At 58.6% G+C, this 12285-nt stretch carries 9 protein-coding genes; 7 read left to right on the top strand and 2 right to left on the bottom strand.

The annotated features are described in order from the left end of the window. Positions 1 to 84: 84 nt before the first annotated feature. Positions 85 to 1200, bottom strand: coding sequence for an AI-2E family transporter (locus tag ACIF4X_RS00520; RefSeq protein WP_397480476.1), 1116 nt, complete (start codon positions 1198 to 1200; stop codon positions 85 to 87). A gap of 132 nt (positions 1201 to 1332) precedes the next feature. Between ACIF4X_RS00520 and ACIF4X_RS00515 the strand changes: the two genes are divergently transcribed. After that, positions 1333 to 2610, top strand: a complete 1278-nt coding sequence (locus tag ACIF4X_RS00515; protein WP_397480475.1) for an OmpP1/FadL family transporter — start codon at positions 1333 to 1335, stop codon at positions 2608 to 2610. A gap of 5 nt (positions 2611 to 2615) precedes the next feature. Here ACIF4X_RS00515 and ACIF4X_RS00510 read toward each other — a convergent pair whose 3' ends face one another. After that, complete coding sequence (locus tag ACIF4X_RS00510) at positions 2616 to 3221, bottom strand: TetR/AcrR family transcriptional regulator (RefSeq protein WP_397480474.1); 606 nt, start codon at positions 3219 to 3221, stop codon at positions 2616 to 2618. Positions 3222 to 3378: 157 nt separating this feature from the next. Here ACIF4X_RS00510 and ACIF4X_RS00505 point away from each other — a divergent pair, with 157 nt between their 5' ends. The 6 genes from ACIF4X_RS00505 (at position 3379) to ACIF4X_RS00480 (ending at position 12086) form a co-directional block, all read left to right on the top strand. After that, positions 3379 to 4761 (top strand): aspartate aminotransferase family protein, encoded by a 1383-nt coding sequence (locus ACIF4X_RS00505; RefSeq protein WP_397480473.1) that lies wholly within the window; start codon positions 3379 to 3381, stop codon positions 4759 to 4761. Positions 4762 to 5131: 370 nt separating this feature from the next. Next, positions 5132 to 6835, top strand: a complete 1704-nt coding sequence (locus tag ACIF4X_RS00500) for an amidase (RefSeq protein WP_397480472.1) — start codon at positions 5132 to 5134, stop codon at positions 6833 to 6835. 423 nt (positions 6836 to 7258) lie between these two features. Then, positions 7259 to 8554: an OprD family porin gene (locus tag ACIF4X_RS00495; protein ID WP_397480471.1), complete on the top strand. Its 1296-nt coding sequence runs from the start codon at positions 7259 to 7261 to the stop codon at positions 8552 to 8554. A 144-nt stretch (positions 8555 to 8698) separates the two neighbouring features. Continuing rightward, positions 8699 to 11080: a hypothetical protein gene (locus tag ACIF4X_RS00490; protein ID WP_397480470.1), complete on the top strand. Its 2382-nt coding sequence runs from the start codon at positions 8699 to 8701 to the stop codon at positions 11078 to 11080. 458 nt (positions 11081 to 11538) lie between these two features. After that, positions 11539 to 11823, top strand: coding sequence for a DUF3077 domain-containing protein (locus tag ACIF4X_RS00485; RefSeq protein WP_397480469.1), 285 nt, complete (start codon positions 11539 to 11541; stop codon positions 11821 to 11823). Next, entirely contained in the window at positions 11820 to 12086 is a 267-nt protein-coding gene (locus ACIF4X_RS00480) for a hypothetical protein (protein WP_038363058.1), read from the top strand. The genes ACIF4X_RS00485 and ACIF4X_RS00480 overlap by 4 nt, the downstream gene beginning before the upstream one ends. Positions 12087 to 12285 lie beyond the last annotated feature (199 nt).

Raw genomic sequence — 12285 nt, 5'->3', positions numbered from 1 at the left:
GCGTTGCGCCCGAAGGGCGACTGATTGTCCAGCCTAGACCTCAGTCTGGGGGTACGCCAATGCGTCAGCGAGAGGGGGTGAGTGTCACGGCAGATGTTCTTTGCGCTGGCTCTCCAAAAGCTCGGTGACATCGGCCGGTTGATACACCCAGCCGATAAACAACTCATAACCGACGGCGAGAATCACCGGCCCGGTGAACAAGCCGATAATGCCGCTGGTGACCATGCCGCCCAGTGCGCCAATCAGCACCACCGGCATCGGCACCGCGACGCCGCGCCCCAGCAACATCGGCTTGAGCACGTTGTCGGCAAGCCCGGCAATCGCCATCCACACCGCAAAGATAATCGTGCCGGCGCTGACCCCGTCCACGGCGAAGACATAAATCACGATGGGCAGCGTAATCAGCAACACCGGCAATTGGGTGATGCCCAGCAGCAGCACCATCAAGGCGAGAACGCCAGCCGCCGGTACGCCCATGACCACCAGCGCCACGCCGACCAGCAGCATCTGAATAAACGCGATGCCAACCACGCCCTGCGCCACGGCGCGGATGGTTGCCGTGCACAATTCGGCAATCTGCGGGCCGCGCACCGGCCCGGAAATGCGTGTGGTGACGGCAACCGCTGTCCGCTGGCCGCGCTCGCCGTGGTGCATGATCAACCCGGCAACGATCAACGCAATCACAAACACCACGATGCCCGCCCCGACACCGGCGGCTTGATGCAACACCACTTTGCTCCAGTCCTTGAGGTGTGGCGCCAGTTCCTGAAACACCCAGCTCAGATCCTGTGAAGCATGCATCCAGACGCCGTACAGCGGCGCGCCAATCAGCGGCCAGCCTTCGACACTGGCCGGTGGCGGCGGTATCTCGAACTGCCCGGCCTCGAACGTGTGCATGCTGCCCTTGATCGACTCGGCGATCGACGCGCCCAACAGGCTTAACGGCAACATCAGAATGACCAGGCCCAGCAGCACCAGAATGATTGCCGCCCAGCCGTAGCGATTACCGAGTTTCGCGCCCAGCGCCTGATTCAACGGATACAGCGTCACCGCAAGGATCAGCGCCCAGAGCATGACATTGAGAAACGGATGAAAAATGTCGTAGCAGAACAGCACCAGAATGGTGATCAGACCCGCGCGTATGAGCACGTCCAGCAAGGCTCTGGAACTGTGAAACGTCAGCAGCGATTTGTCTTCCATTTCGGCTCTCCTGATTGGGCCACCGTTGAACCGCTCTGAGCCTAGTTCACAACCGGCACATCGGCTCGACTGGTGCCCTGCCCGAATCGCGACTACACCTGAAGGCTGATCTGCATTGATAAGGAATCCGCGATGAAATCCACGCATTCACTGATCATTCTCGCGCTCGCCGGCACCAGCGGTCAGGCACTGGCGGGCGGTATCGATTTGTATGAAGCGGGTCAGGAAGGCGCGGGGCTGGCCAATGCCGGCTCGGCGGCGCTGGCCACCGATCCGAGCGTGTTGATGAGTAACCCGGCCGGCATTGCCGCACTCAGAGGCACGCAAATCAGCCTGACCGGTCAGGCCATATTCGGCGGTCTGGGTTTTGATCGCGACAGCGACAATGACTTCTCCGGCAACGAGGGCGGCAATCCCCTGCCGATCCTCCCGGGTACCAGTTTCTTTATCAGCCATGAGCTCAATGACCGCGCCAGTATCGGCTTCGGTATGTATGGCAACTTCGGTCTCAGCGTGAAATACGACGATGACTGGGCCGGGCGCTACTTCAGCCAGGAATCGACATTGATCGGCATTTCGATGCAGCCGACTTTCGCTTACAAGATCACCGACGATCTTTCGATGGGCATCGGCCCGCGTCTGGTCTACGGCTACTACTACACAAAAATGGCCATCGACAATAACGCCTTCCTGCCCGGCACGCCGTTTCAGGAAGATGGCAAGTTGCAGTACAAGGACACCGACATCGGCACCGGGATCAACCTTGGCCTGCGCTATCAGTTAAATGAACGCACCACTGTCGGCCTGGCTTACACCAGCAAGGTCAAACTGGAGTTCAAGGACTCACCTTCCGTGCATGGCGTGCGCAATCCGTTGCTCAATCTGGCGCTGTCGAGGCTGGATGTCGACGAGCTGGAAATCGACATGAACATTCCGCAGACCGCGACCCTGAGCATTGCCCATCAGTTGAACGAACAATGGACGCTGCTGAGTTCGGTGAACTGGCAGGACTGGAGCGATTTTGCCGACATCGGCGTGGCGGTGGATACGGCGGCAGGCGACGTGTCCCGCTCGGTCGACCGCAAGTATCAGGACACCTGGCACCTGTCGATCGGTGCGCAAAACCAGATCAGCCCGAAACTGCGCTGGAACATGGGCGTGGGCTACGACAGCTCCGCCGTGAAGGACAAGGATCGCACCGTCGACAACCCGATGAACGAAACCTGGCGGCTGGCGACCGGGCTGAGCTACAAACTGGCTGAAGACACCGACCTCAACCTCAATTACACGCTGGTCTGGCTGGGGGATATGGATGTGCAGCAGACCAAGCGTAATGGCCAGACGCTGTCGGGGAGTTATCCCAACAGCGCGCTGCACATTGTTGGCGGTGGGGTGACATGGCGGTTTTGAGACGATCAGCGCGCAAGCATGCCGTGACACAACAGATTCAGAACCCCACGCATGTGCAAGGTGTGCGCGGTACGGTCCGGATTTTCCTGGGTCGCCAGACGAATGAACGCCATGTTCGCGTACTGGTTGAACAGCGTGGCGACCACGTCGATATCGATCGATTCGCGCACTTTTCCCGCCTGCTGAAAATGCAGAAGCAGCGCTTTGGTCTCTTCGATCACGGCCGCGTTCCACGGGCTCATCGCCTCAGCCAATTCACCGGTCAACAGAAACGGCGCCAATTCGCGCCACAACGAAGCCGGCATCGCCTGTAGCTGGTAATCGGTCATCAAGCCTTCGAACTCGCACAACGCCTCCAGCGGATCGCTGTCCTCGTCCAGATTTGCCCGCGCCTCGCGCATGGCTTGCTCGTCGGGTTGTTTGAGCAAGGCCAGCAGAATCTCCTGTTTGCCGCCGAAATAATTCACCACCGTCGGCGCGGAAACGCCCGCCTGCACGGCGATCTGGTCCAGCGTGGTGGCCGCAAAGCCGTTGCGCTTGAACAACTCGAGCGCCGCCTCGGCAATCACCTGCCGGCGCTGTTCCTTCTGCCGCTCTCTGAGTCCGCTCATGTCGCCTCTGATGTTCCTTGCCAATGGCCCTCAGCCTACGGATATCTTTTTTCAGCGACAAATATTTTCTTTACAAAAATATTTTTAGATGACAAAACTTTGCCCATGCAGCGCTGCAACGAACACACCCACTTGCCCTTTGCTCTGGAGATCCGCCATGTCCGCCGAATTCGATTCGACCCGCAGTACCCGCGATTACCAAGTCTCTGACGCTGCTCACCACATCCACGCGTTCGTTGATCAGAAGGCCCTCAACGAGGAAGGCCCACGGGTGATGGTCAGCGGTGATCGGCTGGCGTTGTGGGACAACGATGGCAATCGCTACCTGGACGGCATGTCCGGGCTGTGGTGCACCAACCTCGGTTACGGGCGCAAGGACCTCGCCGCTGCCGCGACCGCGCAACTGGAACAACTGCCCTACTACAACATGTTTTTCCACACCACTCACCCGGCGGTGATCGAGCTGTCCGAACTGCTCTTCAGCCTGTTACCCAAGCACTACAGCCACGCGATCTACACCAACTCCGGCTCCGAAGCCAACGAAGTGCTGATCCGTACCGTGCGCAAGTTCTGGCAGGTCATGGGCAAACCCGAGAAGAAAATCATGATCGGCCGCTGGAACGGCTACCACGGCTCGACCCTCGCCGCAACGGCGCTGGGCGGAATGAAGTTCATGCACGAAATGGGCGGCACCATTCCTGATGTGGCGCATATCGATGAACCGTACTGGTTCGCCCACGAAGGTAATCTCAGCCCGGAAGAATTCGGCCTGCAAGCCGCGCGGCAACTGGAAGACAAGATTCTCGAACTGGGCGCCGACAAGGTCGCCGCGTTTGTCGCCGAACCGTTCCAGGGTGCGGGCGGCATGATCATTCCGCCAGCGACGTACTGGCCTGAGATCCAGCGTATCTGCCGCCAATATGATGTGTTGCTGTGTGCTGACGAAGTGATTGGCGGTTTCGGCCGTACCGGCGAATGGTTCGCGCATCAGGCGTTCGGTTTTGAACCCGACACCCTGTCGATCGCCAAGGGCCTGACCTCCGGTTACATCCCGATGGGCGGTTTGATTCTGTCGCGACGCATGGCTGAAGCGTTGGTCGAGAAAGGTGGTGTGTTTGCTCACGGCCTGACCTATTCCGGGCACCCGGTGGCGGCGGCGGTGGCGATTGCCAACCTCAAGGTGTTACGTGATGAAGGGGTGGTCGCGCAGGTGAAATCCGACACTGGGCCGTATCTGCAGAATTGCCTGCGCGAGGTGTTCGGCAATCACCCGTTGGTCGGTGAGATTCAGGGCATGGGTTTGGTGGCGGCGTTGCAGTTTGCCGAAGACAAGGCCACGCGCAAGCGCTTTGCCAATGAAAACGATATTGCCTGGCGATGCCGCACGATTGGCTTTGAGGAAGGGCTGATCATTCGCTCGACATTGGGGCGGATGATCATGGCGCCGGCGCTGGTGGCCACGCGTGCGGAGCTGGATGAGCTGATCGACAAGACGCGGATTGCGGTGGATCGGACGGCGCGGGAGTACGGGGTGCTGTGATCGTCTGAGGACGTACCTGTCTTCTGGGGACGCAACAAATCCCTGTGGGAGCTGGCTTGCCAGCGATGGCGATAGTTCAGACACTTCATTATCGAATGGGCTGGCCCCATCGCTGGCAAGCCAGCTCCCACATGGATCTACAGCGGACACGAATTCTGCATACCCCGCAGCCCCCTGTAGGAGTGAGCCTGCTCGCGATGGGGCCTGTAGGGTAGAAAATCGGTGGTAGATCGTTCCCGCCGATTACTCCGCGCGCCGCTTGGTGTTAAATAGGCGCCAGTCTTAACCTTGTCGCGTAAAGCCGTGCAACGAGAACCGCTATGAACACCCATTTCAAGAAAAACACCTCTATTCCAGCAGCGGTGACCGCATGATCGAAGTCACCGAAGTTTCCATTGCCCAATTGCGCGCCGCGCTCGAGTCCGGCCAGACCACCTCGGTCGAACTGGTGCAGGCCTATCTGGCCCGTATCGATGCCTACGACGGCGCCGACACTCCAACGGCGCTGAATGCCGTGGTCGTGCGCAATCCTCAAGCGTTGGACGAGGCTCGGGCCTCCGATGCCCGTCGCGCCAAAGGCGAAACCCTCGGCCCGCTCGACGGTATTCCTTACACCGCCAAAGACAGCTATCTGGTCAAGGGCCTGACCGCCGCGTCCGGCAGCCCGGCGTTCGCTGATCTGGTTGCCTATCGCGATGCCTTCACCATCGAACGCCTGCGCGCCGCCGGGGCGATTTGCCTGGGCAAGACCAACATGCCGCCGATGGCCAATGGCGGCATGCAACGCGGCGTCTACGGTCGCGCCGAAAGCCCTTACAACGCCGATTACCTGACCGCACCGTTTGCCTCCGGTTCGTCGAATGGTGCCGGCACCGCCACTGCTGCGAGTTTCGCCGCATTCGGTCTGGCTGAAGAAACCTGGTCGAGCGGACGTGGCCCGGCGTCGAACAATGGTTTGTGCGCCTACACGCCATCGCGCGGGGTGATCTCGGTGCGCGGCAACTGGCCGTTGACCCCGACCATGGACGTGGTCGTGCCTTACGCACGGACCATGGCCGATCTGCTGGAAGTCCTCGACATCGTCGTCGCCGAAGACCCGGACACCCGTGGCGACCTCTGGCGCCTGCAACCGTGGGTGCCGATCCCGAGCGTCAGCGAGGTGCGCCCCGCCGCTTACGCCGATCTGGCAGCCAACAGCCAAGCGTTGGCCGGCAAGCGTTTCGCCGTACCGCGCATGTTCATCAATGCCGACCCTGAAGCCGGCACCAGCGCAGCACCGGGCATCGGTGGCCCGACCGGCCAGCGCATCAACACCCGCGCCTCCGTGATCGACTTGTGGAAGCAAGCGCGTCAGGCGCTCGAAGCCGCCGGTGCCGAAGTCATCGAAACCGATTTCCCGCTGGTCTCCAACTGCGAAGGCGATCGGCCCGGCGCGCCAACCGTGTTCACCCGTGGTCTGGTCTCGAAAGAGTTCCTCCACCATGAACTGTGGGACCTGACCGCATGGGCGTTCGACGATTTCCTGCAAGCCAACGGCGACCCGAAACTCAATCGTCTGGTCGACGTCGACGGGCCGAAAATCTTCCCGCACGAACCGGGCACACTGCCTAACCGTGAGGGCGATCTGGTGGCGGGCATGGACGAATACGTGCGCATGGCCGAGCGCGGCATCACGCCGTGGAATGAAATCCCTACGGTGCCTGACGGCTTGCGTGGCCTGGAACAGACCCGACGCATCGACCTCGAAGACTGGATGGACAAGTTGGGCCTCGATGCCGTGCTGTTCCCGACGGTCGCCGATGTCGGCCCGGCGGACGCCGATGTAAACCCTGAGTCGGCCGACATCGCCTGGAGCAACGGTATCTGGGTGGCCAACGGCAACCTCGCGATCCGCCACCTCGGTGTGCCGACCGTCACCGTACCGATGGGCGTCATGGCCGACATCGGCATGCCGGTCGGCCTGACCTTCGCCGGCCGCGCCTACGACGACTCGAACCTGCTGCGCCTGGCCGCCGCGTTTGAATCGACCGGCAGCAAACGCCAGATCCCGCCACGTACGCCGCCATTGTCGTAACGCGATCAAAACTGTAGGAGTGAGCCTGCTCGCGATGGCGGTGTGTCAGCCTGGATAAACTTGACTGACACGCCGCCATCGCTGGCAAGCCAGCTCCCACAGGTTTCAGCTCCAGTCACAAAACCGCATTCAACCCAATACTCTGTGGGAGCGCGCCTGCTCGCGAAAGCGGTGTATCAGCCGAAACAAATGTTGCCCGATGTACCGCCTTCGCGAGCAAGCTCGCTCCCACAGTTTTTTGTGTGATGCCAAGATTGGTGGGTACGCCATAGATAACTGTGGGAGCTGGCTTGCCAGCGATGGCGTCAGCGCATTCACAACCTCATGACCTGACAGCCACAGCAATTCAGCACATCCGCTCAATCCCCTGCACTGCATTCCCGCGATCATCCCAGCCACCTTAATTGCCGCTGGCCACTGACCATGATCGACCGCGCCCCTTCGCGTCTCACCCTCCTTGCGCTGCTCTGCGGTCTGAACCCAACCGCCCACGCCAGCGGTTTTTTCGACGACGCCAAAAGTGAAGTGCTCAGCCGCAACTTCTTCCTCAGCAACGACTATCGCTCGCCCTCGCCGTCCGGTAAAAACTACAAACAGGAATGGGCTCAAGGCTTTATCGGCACCTTCTCATCTGGTTTCACACCTGGATCGATCGGTTTCGGCATCGATGCCCACGCCTTCGCCGGGCTGAAACTGGACGGTGGCAAAGGACATTCCGGGACCGGTCTGCTGCCAGTCGACAGCGAAGGTCGCAGCGAAAATGACTACTCCAGCGCGGGCGGCGCACTCAAGTTGAAAGCCTCGCGCACCACCCTCGCCTTCGGGGAAATGACCGTCGAAACCCCGGTGTTCGACACCTCCGACAAACGCCTTCAACCGGAGTACGCCACGGGTTTTCTGCTCAACAGCGCCGAGTTCGACCACCTCAATCTGGTGGCGGGGCATTTCACCGCGTTCAAGAATCAGGACAGCTCATCGGGCAAAGGCGATTTCTACGGCTATGGCGCCAATACCGAGGCCGGCGGGATCAGTTTTGTTGGCGCCGATCTGTTCAGCGATAGCCCCGTCGGTGGCGCGCTGTACGCCTCAGACCTCAGCGACACTTGGCACCAGTACTACGGCAATCTGCACTTCAAGCAATCCGGCGTGCTGCTCGACGCTAACCTCTACCACACCCGCGACACCGGCCGGGCGCTGGCCGGCGCCATCGACAACACCGCGTTCAGCCTGTCCGGAAAATACGCCTTCGGCCCTCACGCGGTAATGCTCGGCTGGCAACGGATAAACGGTGACACGCCGTTCGACTTCGTCGGTGGCGACTCGATCTACCTCGCCAACTCAATCAAATACGCCGACTTCAACGGCGCCAACGAACGCTCCTGGCAGGCGCGCTACGACCTCGACCTCGGTGCATTCGGCATCCCCGGCCTGAGCTTCATGACCCGCTACGTCAGCGGCAGCCACATCGACGGCACCCACGCACCCAAGGGCGGCGCTTACAACCCGTTCGATCCTGACAGCGGAAACTACCAGCCGCAGCAAGGTGATGGCGGTAAACACTGGGAACGCGATATCGATTTGAAATACATCGTCCAGTCGGGCGCCGCGAAGGATCTGTCGGTGCAGGTCTCGCAGGTATCGCACCGGGCCAATGCGGCGCAGGCTGGCGATGACATTGACCGGATCTATGTGGTGATTCAGTACCCGCTGGGCTTCTGAGCGAAACGCGATCCACCTGCAAGAGAACTAATACCGTTCGTCGCCACCTGTCAGAGTTGACAGTAGCCAGCCTTCCCCGCTCCGGTGTTTGATCAACCGATCCCGGCCAGCACTCCTTCTGGCCAGCCACCAGGAAGGTGTCCCATGGCAATCACTCGGTCACGCAACGAGACGCAACAGCTCTACCCCGCCAAAATCGCTTTGGCCACCAACGGTGTCATCAGCGAGGAGACACCGCCCGACGGCGTGCCGGTGCAGGGGGTGCCGTTGGGGATATTCAAGGAGGTGCGTCGCGACAACGGCACGTTCGCTGCGGCGGTCCAGGTGCTGGTCGATCCGCCGATGGATCCCGATCAATACGATGAAATCACCCTCTGGCTCAATGGCGTGCAGATCGGCCTGCCCCAGCAAGTCGGCAATAAAATCATCACCTTCAACATGTTCCAGTCCGACTTGCGCGACGGCATCACCAACGTCATCCAGTACAAACTGAAAAGACACTCCGGCAATCAAGACGAATCCACTGAGTTATGGGCGCTCTATAGCGCGACACTGCCCGGTGGCAATGATGTACCGGGTAATGGCGAGCATCCGGGTTTGGGCATCAGCCTGCCGGCCGACTGGGGTGATCCAGCGAACATCGACAAGGACAAGATCGACAACAAAGTGCCCCTCACCCTCGCTTATTCGCACATGAAGGCCCACGACAAGGTCACCGTGGAAGTTGGCAACGAGCGCTTCGACTTCACGGTAAAACCTGGCGAGGTGGGCGCCTCGTTTGTGGCCCTGATCGATCGCGAGCAGTTCGAACTGGTCGGCAGTCAGGACAACTGCCCGTTCTCCTACACCGTGGTTGATCAACTGCTCAACGCTGCGCATAAACGGCGCTGGTCGAAGATTATCCGGGCGAACGTTGATGTTGATGGGGTGACGTTGGGCAAGCCGATTTTGCGGGAGATACTCGACGATTCAGAGGATGAGGCAACGGAAATCGACCTGGGGAAACTGGCAGGCAAAGAGTTGTTGGTTGTGGTGTTGACCAGTCCCAGCGACTTTAAACTGCGTGACAAGATCGAGGCTGAATATATCGCCAGGCTCCCAGAACATCCCGATGTTGTCGAAAAGATGAAAGGCACCGTGGAAGCGGATGAGTTTGGCGAGAAAAAGCGCTGCATTCTGAAGGTCCCCTACGCCAAGGTCATTGCTGGCAGTAGCGTGACGGTGACTTACGCATTGTTCACGCGTGATGATCATCCCGTAGGCAGGTCCGAAACGGCTACGGCGACAGTTGTCGGCGAAGCCCTGCCACCGGCGGTGCTGGGGTTTACCAATGCGCCTTATGCGGTAAGCGCCGGCGGAGAACTCGGCCCGGTCAATCTGCGACTTACCCGAACCGGGGCTCCTGTCGCCAATGTCACTGTGGGTTTGACGCTACCGGCGGGGTTCACCTATTCCAACGGGGGGGGTGGCGCGCGGGATTTCACCACGGATGCGAAAGGGGAAGTGTCGGTTACCGGGGTTAAGGGGGCGGAGGCAGAGGGGGAGTTTGAGTTGGTGGCGGTGAGTATGGGGGCGCCTTTGGTTCGTGCGCAGGTGGTTGTTTTGGTGTCGGGGCCTGTGGGGGTTATAGATATGGGTGCTCCTCAAAACACCATCGCTATTTCGAGAGACGGCACGCGAGTGTATGTTGAACTAGAGTCCAAAATTTCAGTAATCGACACCAGAACCAATATTATTATTGGACATATCCTTAAGCCTGCCGCCGAATCTTACCTAAAAATGTTCATCACTCCAGATGGTAAAAAACTTTACGCAGGTAAAAGCAGCAAACAAATACACGTATTTGACGCAGTAGAATTAAAATTCTTTAAAACAATAAATCTACTGACTAGCGGGCTCGCCATGAGTCGAGACGGGACTAAACTAGCTAGCACACACCAAAACACAATGACCGTAATTGAAACTACTAACGATACTGTCGTAAGCACATTTTCAGCAGGTCGCTATCAGGATTATTTTTTTCTAAGTCCAGACGGATCATCCCTATTCCACACAACAAAAGAGGTGAATGGGGTCTATACAGCTGTGTATAAGGCCAACACGATGACGGGAGAAAATACTTCATCGTACCAATTTACTCCACCTCCAGGCGCAAGAGTAGATATCATATTTCCTTTTTTAAGCTCAGACGGCACGAAGATTTATGCAAACATGTACCTATATTCTTACAGAGCAAGCATGATAATTGAGCTAAGCGCTGACACATTGCAGGAATTGCGAAGATTCGAAATCCCAAATGACTCATATATATCTCAAATTAGTTCCGATCGGATATATTTAGAGCACCACAACTCAACCCGCCTAGCTGTTGTTCAAATCGACTCCGGCGAAATAATTAATCATATTGAAGTGGGTCGTTATGGGCAGTCATGGGTAGGTTTTTCCGCCTGTACACTAGACGAGAAAAGGCTCTACGTAAGTAACCGAAGCGGGCCTTTATTAGCTGTAGTCGCCACCGGAAAATAATCGAAGCACACCTGCAGTTTGGCGCGCAAGTAGCCAGTGGCTGTTGAAAAAGATGAGTCAGTTACTTTACCAGTGGCTGACTCATCGCCATTACAAATAAAATCTGAACTGTTGAGATGTCGATGCTAACAGCGCTTTGCCCTTACGACTTCAGGGGTTCGCAAATGCGACACGTCACACCTTGGTTGACTGCCCTGCCCCCACTCCCTATCCTCGCGCCTGTCACGACTCATTCGTGATCGGGTTTGACGGCCTGGACTTCCTTACTACGCGCATAGCCTTTCTCTGCTCGTGCACTTGTGTGCCCGCTCATTGCTTATGGTGACTGTGTGTGGGGCATCTTCGGATGCGCCGGGTTTGTGAGGACCGGTCCGTCAACCTGCGCACAGTTGCCACCCTATTCGTTTGACGGCGATTTCGTGGCAGCTCTCTTCACTCCTGAAAGAGACACCTCACTTATGACGCAAGCAACCACAAAACCCACCCCCTTCGCCCCCTGCGACCACGTCGCCCACCACCTCTTCACCGTCCAACCCGACATCCCTCTCCTCGACGCCCTCGAACATGCCTCTGTTTACCTAAACTGCGCCGAAGCCCTCGCCCACCAAGCCCCCACCGCCACTCGCCCGGAACACAGCGGTTCACTGCACTGGGCCAGCCAGCAAATGCTCGCCACCGCCCGCGCGTTGGTCCTTGCCTCCGTCGCCGGTATACACGCCGCGCAGGCCGGAGGTGACGCATGAGCTCGCACATTTCGATGACCCACAACGAAGACAGCATCCCCGTGTTGCTCGTCTCCACCGAAGCCCCGCTGGATGTCCTGCACAGCAGCGCGGCCAGTCGTTTTCTCGCGGTAACGCAGATGATGGAGAGCCTGGCCAGCCTGGATATCTCGTCCGCCAAAGGTGCCGATGTGCAGCAATTGGCCCACGCGGCGGCGATGTTGCTACGTGATGGCTGTGACGTGATGGATGTGTTGGGCCGGCAGATTCGTTTGCGCGTCTGATAGCGGCAAGATCAAAAGATCGCAGCCTTCGGCAGCTCCTACTGGGATCGGTGTAGGAGCTGCCGAAGGCTGCGATCTTTTGCTTTTCAAGCGAGGTCGAGTCATATCTCTGAAACACCCACAAATAACAATATTTCTCGTTTGAGACTAAATCCCAGCCGTACCCCTCGTCTTTGAACAAACGGATTTTTTCCCTCGA

The organism is Pseudomonas sp. NPDC085632 (genome assembly GCF_044541255.1).
In the GTDB taxonomy this organism is placed as follows: Bacteria; Pseudomonadota; Gammaproteobacteria; order Pseudomonadales; family Pseudomonadaceae; genus Aquipseudomonas.
The sequence above is the reverse complement of the archived record's forward strand: the minus strand, read 5'-3'. Positions and strand labels throughout refer to the sequence as shown.